The sequence below is a fragment of the Schumannella sp. GW821-FHT10F01 genome, from assembly GCF_058809295.1.
Window position 1 is genome coordinate 351,480 of record NZ_JBXASM010000001.1, and the last position, 18,564, is coordinate 370,043.

Here is an 18,564-nt window from a genome sequence, read left to right on the forward strand (position 1 = left end):
GCTCCGCGCGGGCACCCCCTCGACGATGCACCCGGTCACCGGGGTCGGGGGCTCAGGATCGGCTCGGCATCCTCGGCACGCTGCTCGGTGATCCAGCGCGCGGAGAGCATCTCGCCGCCGCCTGGGCCGTAGCGCTCGAGGGTTCGGTCGTGCACGTCGGCGGTCGCATCCAGGATCGGCGACACCAGTCCCGCAGCACGCGTCACGCGGATCAGGGTCTGCAGCTCGGCGGCGACGCCGTCGATCCCGAACGAGTCGAGGTAGTCGCCGGCCAGCAGCCGCGGCGCGTACTCCCGCAGGAAGCGGCTGTCCGCCGGACCCCAGACCAGCAGCTGCCGCATCGCCTCTCGGTCGAGGCCCGAGGCCCGCGCGAGCTCGAAGGCCTCGGCGACGGCGACGACCTGCGTGAACCAGAGGCCGTTCGCGATGAGCTTGGCGGTCAGCGCCCCCGCCGGATCCACGGCCACGGGCCGGAGGTCGTCAGCTGCTCCCAGTGCGAGGAGGAGCGGACGCGCACGCTCGACCGCGCCGTCGGCGCCGCCCAGGTAGAAGCCGAGCGTTCCGGCCGCGGCATCGTCCGGGCCGCCGCGCATCGGCGCCGCGACCACGGCGACGCCGAGGCGCTCCGCCCCGTCGGCGAGACGGTCGAGGATGGCGGGATCCCCGCTGCTGAGATCGAGCCAGAGCCCGTCGCCAGACAGCTGCTCGAGCAGACCGCCCGTGCCCGCCAGCGCCCTCTCGACCTCGCGGGATCCTGGCAGCACGGTCACGATGACGGTCCTCGACGGGAGCGGACCGACCTCCGCGAGATCGGCGGCGGCATCGAGCCCGGCGTCGCGCGACGCCTCGCGCCGATCGGATGCCGTCTCGAGCACCCGGACCCGCCATCCCGCGTCGCGCAGCCGCTGCGCGATCGGCAGCCCCATGCGTCCGGCGCCGACCACGAGCACGTCCGGCCCGTCCGCGGCGGGGGAGCGGGTCATGTCCGGCGCCGGCGGAGCGAGGCGAGCGCGGCCCCGAGCACGACGCTCCTCGGCAGCGTGGCGAGCACGCCGGCGGCGGCGCCGTGCACGGACGCGCGCATCCTGGTCATCCCGATCCCTTCGTGGTGGGCCGACCGTAGGCGCCTCGCGCCCTGCCGGACGCGGTTCACACGCAGCACCCGGCCCGCACCGCGCGCGCCTGGGCACCACCCGGCAGCCTCCTCCGGCGGGAGCGCACCTGCGTACCGTCGCTCGCATGACACAGATCATCGAGACCATCGACATCGACGCCCCGCTGAGCGCCGTCTACAACCAGTGGACCCAGTTCGAGGAGTTCCCGAAGATCCTCGACCGCATCGAGTCGCTCCATCAGGACACCGACACCCACACGACGTGGAAGGTGCGGGTCGGCGGGCAGGTGCGCGAGTTCGCGACCGAGATCACCGAGCAGCACCCGGACGAGCGGGTCGCCTGGACCTCCACCGGCGGCCAGGTCGATCACGCCGGGGTCGTCACCTTCCACAAGCTCGACGACACGAAGACCCGCGTCGCGGCGCAGATCGACTGGGACCCGCAGGGCCTCGTCGAGAAGCTCGGCGCCGCGGTGGGCGTCGACGACCACGCAGTGAAGTCGGAGCTCGGGAAGTTCAAGGACTACATCGAGGCGAAGGGCTCCGCCGACGGGTCCTGGCGCGGCGACGTGCAGGCCTGACCATGAGGATCGACGAGGTGCGCTGGAACGACGAGGCGCGCGCGAAGATCATCGCGGATGCCGACGCGGTCCTGCGCGACGCGGTGAGTGAGCTGACGGGCCGCGACGGCATCTCGTCGGATGAGGCGTTCGCGGAGCTGAACGCGCGCCTGAAGGACCGGTTCATCGACTTCGAGCCCGGTCCGGATCTGCGCAAGTACGCGGACGCCATCGCCGCCGGCGAGATCGCCTGAGCCGAGCAGGTGCTCGTGGCGGTGTTGCTGGGGACCACCTCCAAGTCAGTGCGGGTCGCACATCCTGTCTCCGCCATCCCGGCGATGGTGAACTCATGCGACAGGTGAGCTATACCGGAGGCTCGTTCCTGACGGGCGACGCGATCGCGGCAGCCCTGCTGGAGTACGCGCGCGAGCTGGCCAACGCCGAGCGGGCGGCGACGATCCGGGTGCCCACGCCCGAGGGTTCGGAGGCGGAGCTCCTTCTCGGACCGGCGAGCGAGCTGCTCGCGGTCCAAGTGGAGGATGCGCGTCCGGATCCGGCTCCTGAGCGCTTCGTCGAAGGGGTCCAGGCGTCGATCGTCGCGTTGCGGCGGGGCGCGATCAGTTGACCGTCCGCGGAGCGGATCGATGAGCGACTCGGTCCGAACGGATCCGGACGGGATCGTGTGGTCCCGGGTCGCGCCGGATTTCCAGGTCGGCAGTCGGTCGGGCGAGTTCCTCGGCTACGTGGACCGTCACCTCGATGGCGGGTTCGGAGCGTACGACGGACGGTCCCACGAGATCGGTCTGTTCCCGGACCTCGACTCGGCGGCGCACGCGGTGGAGGTTCGTCATCACGAAGTCCGAGTGGCGGAAGGCAGATCGTGAACCTCGAGGAACCGCTGCTCCTGACGGTGCTGTACACGAGTCGCGCCAGTACCCGCTTCGATGAGAGCCAGTTGGCGCCCCTGCTCGCTCAGAGTCGGGACGCGAACGAGCGAGCGGCGATCACGGGGATGCTGCTCTACCGTGCCAGTCGATTCGTGCAGGTGCTCGAGGGGGCCCCTGATGCCGTGGAGGCGGTGCTGGAGAGGATCCGCCGCGATCCCAGACATTCCGACGTGCGGGTGATGCTCGACGAGCGGATCGACCGTCGGCGATTCGCGGAGTGGTCGATGGGCTACGAGCCGATCGAGCCGTCGACGGGTCCGGCCCCGGAGGGATATCGCGACACCTTCGACGATCTCGATCAGCGCGACGACCTGACGGCGACCGCGAGGGCGGCTCGGGAGCTGAGCCTCTGGTTCCGGGTGCGAGCCGGCGCCACCGCGGTGCCGCGAGTCTGACGGGTCGCGGGATCCGGCGCGACCGAACCGTGCCGGCAAGTTCACGATCCGCCGTCGATACGGGTGTCGAAGCGCCGAGCGGTTCGACGATCGACCTCCGGCTCGGGGGCGTCGCCGGACGCGTCGGACGCATCTCGCTGACGACGCCTCAGGCGGCGTCGGGGGTCTCGGGTGTCGCGCCGTCCGCGTCGTGCGGCTCCGCCGCGCCGCGCGTGCGCACGAAGCCCCAGATGACGAGTGCGGCGGCGGCGGCGGACAGGCTGAGCGACGCGATGGTGACCGCGTCGTGGAACTCGGAGGCCTGCTGTGCGGTCCAGTTCCCGGCGGCGAGCACGCCGGTGAACAGGGCTGCGAGCACGGTGCCCGTGACCGCGATCCCGACCCCGGTGGCGACCTCCTGGGAGGTGTCGACGAGCGCGGCGCCGATCGAGGTGCGGTTCTGCGGCAGGCCGCGCAGCACGTTGTTGCCCGCGACGACGCCGTTCACACGGATGCCGGCGGCGACCAGCACGAGCGCGACGGCGATCCACGCGTAGCCCTCGCGATTCAGGGCGCCGTAGACGACGAAGCCCGCGACCACCGAGCCGGCGCTGAGCCAGGCGGTGGTGTCGAACCCGAGCCGGGTGACGATGCGGTCGACGAACGGGCTCAACGCGATCAGGACGACCACCTGCGGCAGCATCCCGACGGCGGCGAGGGCGGGCGGCCATCCGTAGTCGAGCTGCAGCTGGAGCGTGATGAGGTAGCTCATCCCGGCCATGACGATGCCGGTGGCGGCCTTGTAGGCGAGGCCGCTCGACACGAGCGGGCGCGCGATGAGGGCGAGGTCGAGCAGCGGATGCCGCGCCGAGCGCTCGCGGAGCACGAACGCGACGCCGCCGGCGATCGCCGCCGCGACCGCCGTCCACGACCAGGCCGAGCCGACGCCGAGGTCGACGAAGAGGGTCGGGGTCACGAGCGCGACCACGATGGTGATCGTGCCGACGAGTGCGCCGACGATGTCGAGCGGATCGCGGTGCAGCTCGGCCGGGTCGTCGGCCGGGATGCCCTTGCGGATTCCCAGCAGCGCGAGCGCCGACACCGGCACGTTGACGAGCAGCAGCACCTGCCACGGAGCGACGGCGAGCACGAGGCCGCCGGCGGTCGGGCCGATGGCGAGCCCGACGATGCCGACCATGGAGATGAGGCTGATGGCGCGGACGCGCAGGCTCTCGTCGCCGAAGAGGCGGAACGCGAGTGCGATCGAGCCCGGCGTGGTCATCGCCGCGGCGACGCCCATCGCGCCGCGGACGGCGATCAGCTCGCCCGGGGTGGTGACGAACGCGGTCGCCAGCGAGGCGACGCCCAGGAGCACGAGCCCCACGGTCATCACGCGGCGGCGCCCGAACCGGTCGGCGATGGCGCCGAACAGCAGCATGAGCCCGCCGAAGACGACGGAGTAGGCGCCGGTGACCCATTGCAGCTCCGTCGCGGAGGCCCGCACCTCGCGGCCGATGGTCGGGAGGGCGACGTTGAGGATCGAGTTGTCGAGCATCTCGAACAGGAAGACGGCCGAGAGGCCGGTGAGCGCGACCCAGGCCTCGCGGAGCGTCGCCGGCGTGCGGCGGGTGGTGGTGGTCGTGTCGGACATCGCCGACCCCTCTCTTACGGTGTTAGAGACATCGCATGTCTAACACTGTTAGAGTGGCAGCGCAAGCCGTTGCTCGCAGGAAGGCGGGAGGAGTGCCGTGGCACTGGATCGAGAGCAGGTGCTCGCGGAGGCGCTGCGCCTCACCGACGAACACGGGCTCGACGGACTGAGCCTCAGGGCCCTGGCGACGCGGCTCGGCGTCCAGGCGCCCACGCTCTACTGGCACGTCGCCAACAAGGCGGCTCTGGTCGACGCGCTGTCCGACGCGATCATGGCGGAGGCGCTGACCGCCCTCGGATCCTTCGACGGGGTCGCATCCTGGCGGGACTGGCTGCTGCGCAGTCTCGATGCGCTGCGCCGCGCGATGCTCCGGCATCGCGACGGCGCACGCATCGTCTCAGGGGCGCACGACTCGCTGCTCCGAGCCGAGTTCACGGAGACCGCGATCCGGCGCCTCGTCGAGGCCGGCGAGGAGCCGCAGCGCGCCTGGCTGCTGGTGCTGGCGGCCACCCGGTTCACCCTCGGTCACGCGTTCGCGGAGCAGGGCGACACTCCGCCGTCCGCTGAGCTCCAGGAGGAGTTCCGACAGCGGTTCCCCCTGGTCGCGGCCGGGGTGACGTCCTATTTCGGCAGCCATGGCGCCGATGAGCTCTTCGCGGATGGGCTCAGGCTGCTGATCGGATCGCCGCGCACGGACCGAGTGCGTTCTGGCGGCCCGGATGCCGTCCGTCGACCTCCGCACTAATCGGCCGGGATGCCGGGCCGGATCCCGAGATCGATCGCCGCGAAATGCAGCACGGGCACTTCCGCCGTCGCCGTGCAGGTCGTGACGAGCTCCGGTCCGGTCGACGGCACGACCTCGACGCTGACGACGCTGGCACCGTCGGCCAGCTCGACCGTCCACCCGCCGTCGTGCTGACGGACGGAGATCGGGCGGAAGGCGTCGATCCGGTCGTCGCCGAGCTGCGTCCGTGCGGCCCAGTCCGCGGCCTGGACCGGCCGCTCCTGGCTCGTGCGCCCGCGGAAGCCCTCGAGCGCGATGCGGCCGTCGAGGTAGCGAGCCGCGATCGCGGGCGCGTCGTGGTGGTCGGCGCGGCCGTAGTTGAGGCCGTGCGGAAAGAGCAGCATCGTCGCGGCGAAGCGGTCGCCGCCGATGTGCGAGCACTCCCACGTCTGCTCGGGGTACCACTCCGCCAGCTCCGCGGCGACTCGACGGCCGCGGACGGCGCAGCACTCGTCGTGCCGTCCGTTCGCGCAGACGGCGAACACGGGCGCGTCGTCGCGCACGCCCGTCGACCCGTCGAGCGGCAGCTCGAGCAGCTCCTCCGGAGCGGCGCACTCCCCGCGGTGGATGGCCTCCTCGCCGGGCACCGTGTCGACGATCATCCACCGCCAGCGCGCGGTGCCGCGGTCGCGACCGGGCCGCCGGATCGCGGCGATCCGCATGCCGGCGGCCTCCGCACGGGCGACGATCCGCCGGGCGAGCGCGCGGTCGATGACGGGGGAGTCGAGGAACGCGCTCCATCCCCAGGCGCCGGCGATCTCCACGAGCAGCCAGCGGCGGCCGAGGGAGGCAGTGGCGGCGACGCTCTCGCCGACGAGCGACGACGCGGTGCTGCAGCGCGGCCCGCCGTCCGCGTGCGAGAGGTGGGGATCGAGCGACGTCACGCCGGGACGAGCACCCCCTCGCGCAGCAGCCGCCGGACGACGACGATCGCGTCGTCGACGTCGAGCCCGGGCAGCGACTGCGGCGTCACGGCGGTGCCGGACGCCAGCGCTCGGACGGCGTCGTCCGCGGCGGACGGAAGGCGGATCGTCCGCCCGTCGAGCGCGATGGCGATGCGGTCGCGGTCGCGCTCGATGCGGGAGTGCAGGCCGGCGCGCCATCGGACGGCGCTCGTCGGCTGGAGCGAGTCCGCGAGCTCCACGGCCGCGAGCGGACGGACGGGCTCCGGGCGCGTGATCCGTCCGAATCGTCTGCCGAGGGCGGCGGCGACGGCGGCCGGTCCGTCCGGTCGGCCGAGCTCGGCGATGACGGCCTCCGCCGCGGCGCGGACCTGCTCGGCGATCGCCTCGGGGTCGCCCACGTCGACGCCGAGCGGCAGCGATCCGCGCACGGCCGGCGCGCGGACGGCACGAGCGACGAGCTCGCGCGCGAGATCCGTCCCGGTGAAGGCGGGTGTGCCGATCGTGAGGTGCACGGTGGTGCCGCCGAGCGCCGTCGCGGAGTGGATGAACCCGCGAGGGAGGTAGAGCGCGTCGCCGGGCTCGAGCACGGTGTCGATGAGCGGCTCCTCGAGCGCGCGGGCCGCCACGGCGTCGGCGTGCCCGCTCCACGGCTCATCGGGCAGGGGATCCCGGTGCACCGGCTCGTGGATGACCCAGCGCTTGCGTCCCGCGATCTGCAGCACGAACACGTCGTGCACGTCGTAGTGCGGGTCGAAGCCGCGGTTCGAGCCGGGCGTCACGTAGGCGTTGACCTGCGCCGGGTGGCCGAGCTCGTCGACCAGCTGTCTGGTGAAGCGCTGGAGCGGCGGCCACATCCGATGCAGGCCCTGCAGCACGATCGTCGCGCCGTCGGCGAACTGCGCGAGCACCTTCTCGGAGGACACCTGGTCCGCCACTTCCGCGCCGAACCCGCCCGACCCCGTGAACGATCCGGACGAGAGCACCGCGCCCTCCTTCGCCATCCGGATGAACGGCGTGCGGAGACCGCGCTCCGACACCAGCTCGTCGACCGCGTCGAGCGAGAACAGGTCGGCGAAGCCGACGGGGTCGATCGCGGGGGAGAGCAGCGCCCGCCGGCCCCAGTAGTCCGCGGCGAACTCGTCGGTCGGGATGCCGATGCAGCGCGACAGAGCGGGCCGGTCGCCCGGCCCGCTCTGCGCTGCACCGATGTCGTCGGTCACGCCGCGGTCAGGCGGAGCCGTCGGCGCCGCCGTCGTGGCCGTCGGGGTTCGCGCCGCCGTCGGCGGTGCCTTCGCCCGCCGAGCCGTCGGCGCCGCCGTCGTGGCCGTCGGGGTTCGCGCCGCCGTCGGCGGTGCCTTCGCCCGCCGAGCCGTCCGCGCCGCCGTCGTGGCCGTTCGGGTTCGCGCCGCCGTCGGCCGGGCCCTCGCCCGCGCCCGAGTCGGTGCTCGTGATGTCGTCGTCGTTGATGCCCATGGCTCCTCCGTCCGCGCCTGCGTCGATGCAGCGCCTCCGCTCACGCTACGACCTGGCACCGGCGACGCGGCGCGCTCACCGCCAGCTCCCATCGGGCGGCTTCGAGCGTGGTCAGGTCGCCCGCCGGATCGCCGGTCAGTGCTGTCGGCCGCTGTCGTCCTCGGGTTCGCTCGAGGTCTCGGCGACCCGCACGCGACCGTGATCGGCTGACGCGCCCGCGCGGCTCGGACGGCCGTCCCGGAGCGAGCGGAGACCGACGCGGAGCTCCCCGACCAGGGCCTCGGGCTGCTCGAGGGCGGCGAAATGGCCGCCGCGCTCGACCTCGGCGTAGTGGATGAGGTCCGGATACGCGGCCTCGATCCAGTGACGGGGCAGCCGTGGGATGTCCTTCGGGAACACGGTCGCCGCGACGGGGATCTCCAGCCGTGGCCCGGACATCGTGGTCGTGGCGTTCTCCCAGTAGATGCGGGCGGACGACGCCGAGCTGTCGGTGAACCAGGCGAGGGAGATCTGGTCGAGGATCGTGTCCCGGTCGATCGCCTGCTCTGCGACGCCCGCGTTGTCGGTCTTGGACTGGTACTTGTCGTAGATCCAGGCGGCGTGGCCGGCCGGCGAGTCGGCGAGGGCGAAGCCGAGGGTCTCGGGTCTGGTGCCCTGGATATGGTTCGCGCCGCCGAGCCCGCCGGCGTAGAGCGCGAGGCTGTCGAGCGCACGCCGCTCCTCGCGCGTCGGGGACTCGGGGAGGTCCGCCGGCACGGCGTACTGGGTGTTGAGGTGGATGCCGATGAGGCCGGGTGCGCGCTGCGCGCCGAGCTCAGTGGTGACGACCGAGCCCCAGTCGCCGCCATGGGCAGCCCAGCGCCGGTAGCCGAGTCGGTGCATGAGCGAGGTCCAGGCGGCTGCGATCCGCGACACGTCCCACCCGGTGCTGGTCGGCTTGCCCGAGAACGCGAAGCCGGGCAGCGACGGGATCACGACGTCGAAGGAGTCGGCCGGGTCGCCGCCGTGGGCGGCCGGGTCGGTCAGCGGGTCGATCATCCGGAGGAAGTCGATGAACGATCCCGGCCAGCCGTGGGTCAGCAGGATCGGCAGCGCTCCGGGGTTCTCCGACCGGACGTGCAGGAAGTGGATGTCGAGCCCGTCGATCTCGGTCAGGAACTGCGGGTAGCGGTTGACGCGGGTCTCGAATCGGCGCCAGTCGTACCGGTGCTGCCAGGTGTCGACCAGGTCCCGCGCCGCGTCGAGGCGTACCCCCTGCGACCAGTCCGGCACGGTCTCGGGATCCGGCCACCGCGTGGCGGAGAGCCGCCGGCGCAGCTCGACGATCTCCTCCTCGGCGACCTCGATGCGGAACGGTCGGACGGCCTCGGATGACGCGGTCACGGCTACCTCCTCCAGTTCATTTCGTTGCACATGACTGTGCAACGAAGGCGAGCGTACATGGTTGCACACGCATGTGCAACGATGTACGTCATGGCAGCTGACAGCGCCCGGCATCGGGCGATGCAGGAGACACGCGAACGCATCCTCGATGTGGCCATGCGCGTGCTCGGCGAGGACGCCGACGCGGGGATGGGCGAGGTCGCGTCCGCTGCCGGTGTGGTGCGACGCACGGTCTACGGCCATTTCCCGGCGCGGGCCGACCTGGTGCGCGCGATCACCCGGCGGGCCGCCGGCGAGATCTCCGACATCGTGGGAGGGCTCGACGCCCCGCACCGAGCCGCTGACGAGGCCTGGGCGCGGTTCGTCGCCCGCGTCTGGCCGCTGACCCGCCGCTACCGGGTGCTTCTGGCGCTGCGACGCGGTGAGTACGGCGATGAGATCCACGCCGCGCTCGAGCCCGCCGACACCGCGCTCGCCGACCTGGTGCGACGCGGCCAGCGTGCCGGCGCGTTCGGGGACCACCTCGCCGCCGGGGTTCTGAGCCAGCTCGCCTACAGCGCCGTGTTCTCGATCGCGGACGGCGCAGGACTCGGCGACCGTGACGGCGTCCGCGCGGCCGCAGTCACCAGCCTGCTTCTGCTGGGAGTCCCCGTCGCGCGCGCGGCGGAACTCGCGTGCACGGTCGAGGCCTCAGGCGCGGAGAGCTGAGAGTACGCCGGGCCGCCGTCAGGACGCTCGTGCGGGTCAGCGGTCGAGCGGTGCCGTCGTGCCCCGGAGGACGAGCCGCGTCGGCAGGGTGATCCGGGTCTCCGGCGGTTCCCGGCCGGCGAGCAGATCGAGCAGGAGCTCCGCCGCCCGTGCGCCCATGGTGATCATGGACTGGCGGATCGTCGTCAGTCCCGGCGATCGACGGGCGGCCTCCGGGATGTCGTCGAAGCCGATGACCGACAGGTCATCGGGCACGCGGAGGCCGTGGGCGCGCGCGACCTCGATGGTGGTGATCGCGGAGAGATCGTTGGCGGCGAACACGGCGGTCGGCCGGTCCGGCAGATCGAGCAGCACCGAGGCGGGTCGCCGGGACGACTCGAGTTCGTACTCGCCGACGCGGACCAGGTCCGGGTCGTAGCGCAGCCCCGCGTCCTCGAGGGCGCGCCGGTAGCCCGCCTCGCGGAGCTGCGATGAGCGGAGGTCGGGGCGTCCCGCGACGAAGGCGATGCGGCGGTGACCCAGTTCGATGAGGTGGCTCGTCGCGACTCGTGCGCCGCCGAAGCTGTCGGACTCGACGGTCGGAACGCCGGCCGGACCCGAGTGCGGGTCGATCGCGACGACCGGGACCTCCGTCCGTGCGTCGACGACCGTCGGCGTCACCAGGATCGCCCCGCCGATGAGGCTGCCGGAGAGCCGCGACAGGGACCGCTGCTCCCAACCTGCTCGGTCCGAGCGATCCGACGGGCTGTAGGCGAGCAGCTCGAACCCGCTGTTGCGCAGTCCGGCGCCCACGCCCTTGAGGATCTCGGCGCTGAACGGCTCGAAGGCCGCGACGAGGACCCCGATCGCCGGTGCCCGTGTCGAGCGCATGCTGCTCGCGACGAGGCTCGACTGATAGCCGAGCTCCTCGGCGATGCGCAGGATGCGCGCCTGCGTGTCGCTCCGGACGCCGTACCTCCCGTTGACCGCCTTCGACACGGTCGCCATCGAGACGCCGGCTGCCGCGGCCACGTCGGCGATGGTCGCGCGTCGGGTCATGAGGGGAATGTAGACCCGGAGCGGCCCCTTCGAAAACGTTATGGAAAACGTTTGACACTTTCCGACGCCGAAGTCACCCTCATGGTGTCCGGACTCGACGGACGCCGCCCGTCACAGCCGGAGCGGAACACCACGAGCCCCACCGCGGCGCGGTGCCTCAATGAAGAGAACGGGTGCAACTGTGAGATCACGACCCCTGCTGGTGGCTGCGGTCGCCGCGATCGCCGGCGTCACGGCCCTGGCCGGCTGCAGCTCCGGATCGGGTGACGACGGAGGCAAGGTCACCATGACCCTCTGGCAGAACTCGACCACCGGTCCCGGCCTGCAGTTCTGGAAGGATGCGGCCGCCGAGTTCGAGAAGAAGAACCCGGACGTCGCCATCAAGGTGCAGACCGTCCAGAACGAGGACTTCGACGGCAAGCTGCAGACCGCCATGAACTCGGGTGACGCGCCCGACATCTTCCTGCAGCGCGGCGGCGGCAAGATGGCGGCGATGCAGGCCGCGGGTCAGCTCAAGGACATCACCGGCGACCTCTCGGCGGCGACCAAGAAGGCCATCCCGGAGGCGTCGTTCGGCGCCGATTCCATCGACGGCAAGATCTACGCCATGCCGCTCTCCGTGCTGCCGAGCGGCATCTGGTACAGCAAGGACCTGTTCGAGCAGGCCGGCATCTCGTCGACGCCGACGACGATGGACGAGCTCGACGATGCGGTGCCGAAGCTGAAGAGCGCCGGCATCGAGCCGGTCGCACTCGGCGCGAAGGACGCCTGGCCCGCCGCGCACTGGTACTACAACTTCGCCCTCCGTGAGTGCTCGCCCACCGTCATCGAGAAGGCGGCGAAGTCGAAGGAGTTCACAGACGGCTGCTGGGTGAAGGCGGGCAAGGACCTCCAGTCGTTCGCCGACACCGACCCCTTCAACCAGGGCTTCCTGACCACGCCGGCGCAGCAGGGCGCCGGCAGCTCGGCCGGCCTGCTCGCGAACCACAAGGCCGCGATGGAGCTCATGGGCGCGTGGGATCCGGGTGTGATCGCGTCGCTGACGCCGGACGAGAAGCCGCTGCCGGACCTCGGCTGGTTCCCGTTCCCGGAGGTGTCGGGCGGTGACGGCAAGCCGGGATCGATCCTCGGCGGAGTCGACGGCTACTCCTGCTCCGCCACGGCGCCGAAGCAGTGCGTCGACTTCCTCGAGTTCATCGCCACGGCGCCGCAGCAGGAGTCCTACTACAAGGCCTTCAACTCGCCTCCCGTCAACACCGAGGCCCAGGGCGTGGTGACCGAGCCGTACCTGAAGGACGTGCTGTCCGCCTACAACGACGCCCCCTACGTGTCGCAGTGGCTCGACACCGTCTACGGCCAGAACGTCGGCAACGCGATGAACGTCGCCGTGGTCGATCTGCTCGCCGGCAAGGGCGACGCGGCCGGGATCGTCTCCGCGACGACCGACGCCGCCAAGAAGGGCTGAGGTCCACCAGCACCATGAGCGTGAGCGCACCGACGTCCGCCAGGACGTCAGCGGCCGGCTCGGCATCCGGGAGCGGCGTGGTCACCACGTCGCTCCCGGCGCCGCGTCGACGCCAGAGCCGATGGCGAGGACGAGCCGAGATCGCCGTGCTCACCGTGCCCGCCGTGATCGTGTTCCTCGCCTTCGTGATCCTGCCGATCGCAGCGGCCGCCTTCTACGGCTTCTTCCGGTGGAACGGCTACGGCATCCCCACGGACTTCGTCGGGCTGCAGAACTACCTCACGATCGTGCAGGACAAGAGCTTCCTCGAGGCGCTGCAGCACAACGCGATCATCGTGGTGCTCTCGCTCGTGCTGCAGGGACCGGTCGCGGTGCTGCTCGCGCTGCTGCTGAACCGGCCCCTGCGCGGGCGCTCGGTCATCCGGGTGCTGATCTTCGTGCCCTACGTCATCTCCGAGGTCGTGGTCGGCACCGGCTGGTCGCTCATCCTGCAGACCTCGGGAGCGCTCAACGGCCTGCTGGAGAAGATCGGGCTCGGCTCGCTCACGCACGACTGGCTCGCCGATCCCGGCAGCGCGATCTGGACGCTGATGGGGATCATCACCTGGAAGTACGTCGGATTCGCGGTCATCCTCTTCCTGGCCGGTCTCCAGGGCATCCCCGAGGAGCTGTCGGAGGCGGCGGCGATCGACGGCGCCTCGTTCTGGCAGATCCAGCGCTGGGTCACGCTGCCGCTGCTGGGTCCGACGCTGCGGATCTGGGCCTTCCTGTCGATCATCGGCTCGCTGCAGCTGTTCGACCTCGTCTACATCGTGTGGGGGCAGTACGTCGCCTCGACCGCGGGCACGTCGACCATGGCCACCTACCTGGTCGTCAACGGCCGCAACGCCGGCAGCTACGGCTACGGCAACGCCGTCGCGGTGGTGCTCTTCCTCGTCTCGCTCGTGGTCGCCCTGCTGTACCAGCGCTTCGTGCTGCGCCGGGACACCGAGGGCGCCGTCACCGGAAAGGGCCGCTGATGGCCGTCACCGCGATCTCCTCGCCGGCCCTCCGCGGACGCGGACGCGGACCGGCGCTGGCGCACAGCCGCCGGTCGAACGCCGTCGTCTACGCCCTCGCGATCGTCGTCATCGTGCTCATGCTCGCGCCCGTCGCCTACATCGTGCTCGGCGGCTTCCGCACCAACGCGCAGATCACCGTCGATCCGGCCGGGTTCCCGTCGCCGTGGGAAGGCCGCAACTATCTCGACGTGCTGACCGGCGACGTGTTCTGGCGGCTGGTCGCGAACTCAGCGATCGTGGCCGTGCTGACCACGACCGGAGTCGTCGCGCTCGGTCTCATGGTCAGCTTCGCGATCGCCCGGTATCCGTTCCGCGGCCGCGGTGCGCTCTACGCGCTGTTCGCCGCCGGACTCATGTTCCCCGTGACCGTGGCGATCACGCCGCTCTACATCGTGGTGAAGACCCTCGGCCTGACGAACACCCTCGCGGGCGTGATCCTGCCGCAGATCGCCTTCGCGCTGCCGACCACGGTGATCATCCTCGTGCCGTTCCTCCGGGCCATCCCGATGGAGATGCAGGAGGCCGCTGAGCTCGACGGCACGAGCCGCCTCGGCTTCTTCTGGCGGATGGTGATCCCGCTCGCGCTGCCCGGCGTGGTCACCGTCGGCATCCTCGCGTTCGTCGGCAGCTGGAACGGCTACCTGCTGCCGCTGTTCATCCTCAACGATCCGGACACCTTCACGCTGCCGCTGGGCGTGCAGCAGTTCTCGTCGCAGTACTCCGTCGACACCGCGCGCGTGCTCGCCTTCACCGCCCTCTCGATGGTGCCGGCGCTGCTGTTCTTCAGCGTGTTCGAGCGTCGCATCGTCGGCGGGCTCACTGGCGCGGTGAAGGGATGACCGCCCCGTCGGACCGCGTGCTCGCGCTCGTCGGCACGATGACCCCGGAGGAGAAGGTCGCCCAGCTCGTCGGCTACTGGGTCGATCAGGGCGGAGAGGTCGTCGCGCCCATGGCCGGGGAGATGGCGACCAGCACGGCGTACACGGATGCGACGAGATACGGCCTCGGCCACCTGACGAGGGTCTACGGCACTCGTCCCGTCGATCCCGTCGAGCGCGCCCGCTGGCTCTGGGAGGAGCAGCGCCGACTCGTCACCGAGACGCGACTCGGCATCCCCGCGATCGTGCACGAGGAGTGCCTGACCGGCCTGGCCGCGTGGACGGCGGCGACCTTCCCGACCCCGCTGGCCTGGGGGGCGTCCTTCGACCCCGACCTCGTCGCGGAGATGGCCGCCCTCATCGGCGGCTCGATGCGCGAGCTCGGCATCCACCAGGGGCTCGCCCCGGTGCTCGATGTGATCCGCGACGTGCGGTGGGGACGGGTCGACGAGTGCATCGCGGAGGACCCGTACGTCGTCGGCACGATCGGCACGGCCTATGTCCGAGGGCTCCAGTCGGCTGGAGTGCACGCGACGCTCAAGCACTTCCTGGGCTACTCGGCCTCGCAGTCCGGCCGGAATCACGCGCCGGTGCACGCCGGCCCGCGCGAGCTGGCCGACGTCTTCCTGCCGCCGTTCGAGATGGCCGTCCGCGACGGCGGCGCCCGGTCGGTCATGAACTCCTACGCCGAGATCGACGGCCTGCCCGTGGCGGCGACCGCCGAGTGGCTGACCGGACTGCTCCGCGAGGGGTGGGGGTTCGACGGCGTCGTCGTCTCGGACTACTTCGCCGTCCCCTTCCTGACGCTGATGCACCGCGTCGCCGCGGATGACGGAGAGGCCGCCGATCTGGCGCTCCGAGCCGGGATCGACGTCGAGCTGCCGACCGGCGACGCCTTCACCGGGCCGCTGCTGCAGCGACTCGCCGCAGCGACGACGCCGGTCCAGCTGGTGGATCGCGCGGTCACGCGCGTGCTGTCGCAGAAAGAGGAGCTCGGCCTGCTGGACGCGGCGTTCGACGCCCCGCCCGAGGCGGTCGACCTCGACCGCGCTGAGCATCGCGAGGTCGCGCGCCGGCTCGCGGAGGAGTCGCTGGTGCTGCTGTCGAACGACGGCGTGCTGCCGCTCGGCGGGGCGGCGGCGGCCCGCATCGCGGTGATCGGCCCCAATGCCGCACGTCCGGAGGCGCTCATGGGGTGCTACTCGTTCGCGAACCACGTGCTCGCGCACCACCCGGGCACGCCGCTGGGATTCGAGATCCCGAGCGTCCTGGAAGCCGTCCGGGCCGAGCTGCCGTCATCGCAGGTGGACTTCTCGCTCGGCTGCGATGTCGAGGGCGACGACCGGAGTGGATTCGCGGAGGCGGTCGACCTCGCAGCCTCCGCGGACGTCGCGATCGTCGTGGTCGGCGATCAGGCGGGGCTGTTCGGCCGCGGCACCGTCGGCGAGGGGAACGATGTGGACTCCCTCGACCTCCCCGGTGTCCAGCGGCAGCTGGTTGAGGCGGTGGTCGCGACCGGCACCCGGGTCGTCCTCGTGCTCACGACCGGGCGTCCGTACGTGCTCGATTGGGCGCTCGACAGCCCGCAGGCACCGGCCGCCGTGATCCAGTCCTTCTTCCCGGGTGAGGAGGGCGGACGGGCCATCGCGCGGGTGCTCGCCGGATCGGCCGCACCGACCGGGCACCTGCCCGTGTCGCTGCCGCGATCGTCGGGCGCCCAGCCCGCGTCGTACCTGCATCCGCCGCTGAGCGGACCGAACGAGGTCAGCGCGCTCGACCCGGCCCCGGTCCGGCCCTTCGGGTTCGGGTTGACCTACACCACCTTCGAGCGCTCGGTCATCGTCGCCACGGAGTCGGTGCCGGCGGGGGGCGCCTTCGAGGTGCGCGTCCGCGTGCGCAACACCGGCGATCGTGCCGGCGTGGATCTCGTGCAGGTGTACGCGCACGACGTCGTCGGGAGCGTGACTCGTCCGGTCGCGCAGCTGCTCGCCTATCGGCGAGTGCTGCTCGAGCCCGGGGAGGAGGCGGAGCTGGTCTACGACGTGCCGACCACCCGGCTCGCGTTCAGCGGCCGGGACCTCGTCCGCATCGTGGAGCCGGGCGTCGTCGAGCTCTGGGTCGGCCCGTCGTGCGAGGTGCGAGAAGCCGGAGCGACGATCGAGGTGACCGGTCCCGTGCACGTCGTGACGTCGGCGGACCGCCGGCAGGTGGACGTGCGGATCGAGCGCGTCGCCGTCGTCTGAGCGCGCCGACGCCCCGCGCGCTCACGCGAACGACACGCCGGCGAGCCGCTGCGAGAGGTCCCACATCCTCGCCGCGCTGTCCGCGTCGCGAAGCGGAGCGAAGAGCGGCTGCGTGCCCGGCGCGCCGCCGACCCGTCCGGGGCCGGTCGGTCCGTACATGTCGCCGGAGGCGGGTACCGCCGCGGTGGCGGCCAGCACGGCGGGAAGTGCGGCGCTCTCCGGCGTGCCGAGGAGGATGCCGCGGCGGGAGAGCGTCCGGATGATCCGCACCCCGATGGTGTCGGTCGTGCGGCCGATCTCAGGTCGCGCGGCCAGCAGACTGGTCGGCGCCACTCCCGGGTGGGCGACGACGCTGGTGAGACCCCATCCGGCGGCCTCGCTCCGGCGCCGCAGCTCGACCCCGAAGAGCCCGATGGCGATCTTCGACTGCGCGTACGCCTTCCCGACGTCGTAGCCGCGCTCCCAGTTCGGGTCGTCCCAGTTGATGGACCCCGACCGCGCGGCGATGGAGGTCTGCGAGACGATCCGCGCTCGGCCGGCCCTGAGCAGCGGGAGGAGCTGCGCGACGAGGGCGACGTGCCCGAGGTGGTTGGTGCCGAACTGCACCTCGAACCCGTCCGCGGTCACCTGCCTCGACGGCGGCTCCATCAGTCCCGCGTTCGCGATGAGGATTTGGATCGGCTCGCCCGCCGCCCGGAGCGTCTCGCCGAGCGCCGCGACCGAGTCGAGCGACGCGAGGTCCAGCGCCGGCAGGGCGATCGCCGCGGCCGGGGCGGTCTCGCGGATGCGGTCGGCCGCCGCTGTGCCCTTCCCGGGATTGCGGACGGGGAGCACGAGCTCGGCGCCGGCCGCCGCGAGCCGGGCCGCGATCCGGAGTCCGATCCCGTCGCTCGCGCCGGTGATCAGGGCTCGCACCCCGGTGAGATCCGGGATGCTGATGTCGTTCTGTCTGGGCATGGGTCCTCCTGGCTCGGTCTGTCGCAGTCACCATCGCGGTCGCCGTCCGCAACAGCCAGGACTCGTCAGTCCGCGGCTGCGAGGGGCGGATCGACAGGGCGTGGCTGAAGGGCAGGGGTGCCTGCACGATGGACGGGACACGAAGGAGAGCGGCGTGGACCTCGATCGGCCAGGACTCGCGGCCTTCCTCCGCGCGCGACGCGGCGCGCTCCAGCCGGAGGACGTCGGGATGCCACGGGGTCGTCGACGGCGGACCAGCGGCCTCCGCCGCGAGGAGGTCGCCGCGCTGTGCAGCATGTCGGTGGACTACTACGCGCGGATCGAGCGCGGGGTGGGACCGCAACCGTCCGAGCAGATGCTCGCGGCGATCGCGCTCGGCCTCCACCTCGCGCCGGCCGAACGCGATCACCTCTTCCTGCTCGGCGGTCACCATCCGCCGGTGCGGGACGTCACCGACGACCACATCAGCCCGGGGCTGCTGCGCATCCTCGATCGGCTCGAGGACACCCCGGCGGAGATCGTCACCGAGCTCGGCGAGACCCTCCGGCAGACGCGCCTCGGCATCGCGCTCACCGGTGACACCGCCAGCCTCCGAGGCCCGGCCCGCAGCCTCGGCTGGCGCTGGTTCGCGGAGCCGGGATCGCGGCGGCTCTACGCCGAGGAGGACCACGCCTACCTCTCTCGGATGTTCGCGTCGGGCCTGCGAGAGGTCGCGGCGAAGCGCGGTGCGGGCTCCCGGGCTGCGCGGCTGGCCGAGTCGCTCCGGTCGACGAGCGCCGAGTTCTGCGAGCTCTGGGAGCGGCAGGAGGTCGGCATCCGTCCACGCGAGACGAAGCGGTTCCTGCATCCGGAGCTCGGCGAGCTCGAGCTGACGTGCCAGACGCTCGTGGACCCGGTGCAGAGCCATCTGCTCATGGTGTACACCGCCATCCCCGGAAGCGAGAGCTCCGAGAAGCTGCGGCTGCTCGACGTGATCGGCAGCCAGCGCCTCGGCTGACCACCGTGCGACGGACGCGGAAGCGG

Annotated in this window: 20 protein-coding genes; 12 read left to right on the forward strand and 8 right to left on the reverse strand. The window is 71.9% G+C overall.

The genetic code is table 11. The annotated features are described in order from the left end of the window. Positions 1 to 35: 35 nt before the first annotated feature. Entirely contained in the window at positions 36 to 983 is a 948-nt protein-coding gene (locus AC1RSJ_RS01790; RefSeq protein ID WP_493116604.1) for an NAD(P)-dependent oxidoreductase, read from the reverse strand. Positions 984 to 1,239: 256 nt separating this feature from the next. Here AC1RSJ_RS01790 and AC1RSJ_RS01795 point away from each other — a divergent pair, with 256 nt between their 5' ends. The 5 genes from AC1RSJ_RS01795 to AC1RSJ_RS01815 all read left to right on the forward strand — a co-directional run bounded on the left by AC1RSJ_RS01795 (position 1,240) and on the right by AC1RSJ_RS01815 (position 3,016). Then, positions 1,240 to 1,695 (forward strand): SRPBCC family protein, encoded by a 456-nt coding sequence (locus tag AC1RSJ_RS01795; RefSeq protein ID WP_493116605.1) that lies wholly within the window; start codon positions 1,240 to 1,242, stop codon positions 1,693 to 1,695. Between the two features lie 2 nt (positions 1,696 to 1,697). Continuing rightward, the gene (locus AC1RSJ_RS01800; RefSeq protein WP_493116606.1) at positions 1,698 to 1,928 is read left to right on the forward strand and encodes a hypothetical protein; all 231 of its coding nucleotides are present in this window, start codon (positions 1,698 to 1,700) and stop codon (positions 1,926 to 1,928) included. A 95-nt stretch (positions 1,929 to 2,023) separates the two neighbouring features. Further along, entirely contained in the window at positions 2,024 to 2,299 is a 276-nt protein-coding gene (locus tag AC1RSJ_RS01805) for a hypothetical protein (protein ID WP_493116607.1), read from the forward strand. Positions 2,300 to 2,318: 19 nt separating this feature from the next. Continuing rightward, positions 2,319 to 2,558, forward strand: a complete 240-nt coding sequence (locus tag AC1RSJ_RS01810; protein WP_493116608.1) for a hypothetical protein — start codon at positions 2,319 to 2,321, stop codon at positions 2,556 to 2,558. Further along, positions 2,555 to 3,016 (forward strand): BLUF domain-containing protein, encoded by a 462-nt coding sequence (locus AC1RSJ_RS01815; protein WP_493116609.1) that lies wholly within the window; start codon positions 2,555 to 2,557, stop codon positions 3,014 to 3,016. The genes AC1RSJ_RS01810 and AC1RSJ_RS01815 overlap by 4 nt, the downstream gene beginning before the upstream one ends. Positions 3,017 to 3,164: 148 nt before the next feature. Here the strand turns inward: AC1RSJ_RS01815 and AC1RSJ_RS01820 are convergent, their stop codons facing one another. Continuing rightward, the gene (locus AC1RSJ_RS01820) at positions 3,165 to 4,646 is read right to left on the reverse strand and encodes an MFS transporter (protein ID WP_493116610.1); all 1,482 of its coding nucleotides are present in this window, start codon (positions 4,644 to 4,646) and stop codon (positions 3,165 to 3,167) included. A gap of 97 nt (positions 4,647 to 4,743) precedes the next feature. On the opposite strand from AC1RSJ_RS01820, the gene AC1RSJ_RS01825 reads away from it, so the two are divergent. Next, positions 4,744 to 5,391, forward strand: a complete 648-nt coding sequence (locus AC1RSJ_RS01825) for a TetR/AcrR family transcriptional regulator C-terminal domain-containing protein (protein WP_493116611.1) — start codon at positions 4,744 to 4,746, stop codon at positions 5,389 to 5,391. Here the strand turns inward: AC1RSJ_RS01825 and AC1RSJ_RS01830 are convergent. The 4 genes from AC1RSJ_RS01830 to AC1RSJ_RS01845 form a co-directional block, all read right to left on the reverse strand. Next, positions 5,388 to 6,314 (reverse strand): ferredoxin family protein, encoded by a 927-nt coding sequence (locus tag AC1RSJ_RS01830; RefSeq protein WP_493116612.1) that lies wholly within the window; start codon positions 6,312 to 6,314, stop codon positions 5,388 to 5,390. The two genes, AC1RSJ_RS01825 and AC1RSJ_RS01830, sit on opposite strands and share 4 nt — an antisense overlap. Beyond that, positions 6,311 to 7,555 carry a cupin domain-containing protein gene (locus tag AC1RSJ_RS01835; protein ID WP_493116613.1) on the reverse strand — a complete coding sequence of 415 codons (1,245 nt, stop codon included), beginning with the start codon at positions 7,553 to 7,555 and terminating at the stop codon, positions 6,311 to 6,313. Before AC1RSJ_RS01835 ends, AC1RSJ_RS01830 begins: the two co-directional genes overlap by 4 nt. A gap of 7 nt (positions 7,556 to 7,562) precedes the next feature. Beyond that, positions 7,563 to 7,808 carry a BatC protein gene (locus AC1RSJ_RS01840; protein ID WP_493116614.1) on the reverse strand — a complete coding sequence of 82 codons (246 nt, stop codon included), beginning with the start codon at positions 7,806 to 7,808 and terminating at the stop codon, positions 7,563 to 7,565. A gap of 135 nt (positions 7,809 to 7,943) precedes the next feature. Beyond that, complete coding sequence (locus AC1RSJ_RS01845) at positions 7,944 to 9,191, reverse strand: epoxide hydrolase family protein (protein WP_493116615.1); 1,248 nt, start codon at positions 9,189 to 9,191, stop codon at positions 7,944 to 7,946. An 81-nt stretch (positions 9,192 to 9,272) separates the two neighbouring features. Here AC1RSJ_RS01845 and AC1RSJ_RS01850 point away from each other — a divergent pair, with 81 nt between their 5' ends. Beyond that, positions 9,273 to 9,899 carry a TetR/AcrR family transcriptional regulator gene (locus AC1RSJ_RS01850; protein WP_493116616.1) on the forward strand — a complete coding sequence of 209 codons (627 nt, stop codon included), beginning with the start codon at positions 9,273 to 9,275 and terminating at the stop codon, positions 9,897 to 9,899. Positions 9,900 to 9,935: 36 nt separating this feature from the next. On the opposite strand, the gene AC1RSJ_RS01855 is transcribed toward AC1RSJ_RS01850, so the two are convergent. Further along, positions 9,936 to 10,937, reverse strand: coding sequence for a LacI family DNA-binding transcriptional regulator (locus AC1RSJ_RS01855; protein WP_493116617.1), 1,002 nt, complete (start codon positions 10,935 to 10,937; stop codon positions 9,936 to 9,938). 181 nt (positions 10,938 to 11,118) lie between these two features. Between AC1RSJ_RS01855 and AC1RSJ_RS01860 the strand changes: the two genes are divergently transcribed. From AC1RSJ_RS01860 to AC1RSJ_RS01875, 4 genes are read left to right on the forward strand one after another with little or no spacing between them, the layout of a single operon-like run. Further along, positions 11,119 to 12,402, forward strand: a complete 1,284-nt coding sequence (locus AC1RSJ_RS01860) for an ABC transporter substrate-binding protein (RefSeq protein ID WP_493116618.1) — start codon at positions 11,119 to 11,121, stop codon at positions 12,400 to 12,402. Positions 12,403 to 12,416: 14 nt separating this feature from the next. After that, a complete protein-coding gene (locus AC1RSJ_RS01865) occupies positions 12,417 to 13,421 on the forward strand; it encodes a carbohydrate ABC transporter permease (protein ID WP_493116619.1) in 1,005 nt (334 codons plus the stop codon). Then, a complete protein-coding gene (locus AC1RSJ_RS01870; protein WP_493116620.1) occupies positions 13,421 to 14,302 on the forward strand; it encodes a carbohydrate ABC transporter permease in 882 nt (293 codons plus the stop codon). The genes AC1RSJ_RS01865 and AC1RSJ_RS01870 overlap by 1 nt, the downstream gene beginning before the upstream one ends. Continuing rightward, on the forward strand, positions 14,299 to 16,584 hold the full coding sequence (locus tag AC1RSJ_RS01875) for a beta-xylosidase/alpha-l-arabinosidase (protein ID WP_493116621.1): 2,286 nt from the start codon (positions 14,299 to 14,301) through the stop codon (positions 16,582 to 16,584). Before AC1RSJ_RS01870 ends, AC1RSJ_RS01875 begins: the two co-directional genes overlap by 4 nt. A 21-nt stretch (positions 16,585 to 16,605) precedes the next feature. Here AC1RSJ_RS01875 and AC1RSJ_RS01880 read toward each other — a convergent pair whose 3' ends face one another. Beyond that, positions 16,606 to 17,541, reverse strand: a complete 936-nt coding sequence (locus AC1RSJ_RS01880; protein ID WP_493116622.1) for an SDR family oxidoreductase — start codon at positions 17,539 to 17,541, stop codon at positions 16,606 to 16,608. A gap of 154 nt (positions 17,542 to 17,695) precedes the next feature. On the opposite strand from AC1RSJ_RS01880, the gene AC1RSJ_RS01885 reads away from it, so the two are divergent. Further along, entirely contained in the window at positions 17,696 to 18,538 is an 843-nt protein-coding gene (locus AC1RSJ_RS01885) for a helix-turn-helix transcriptional regulator (RefSeq protein ID WP_493116623.1), read from the forward strand. The last annotated feature ends 26 nt before the right edge of the window (positions 18,539 to 18,564 follow it).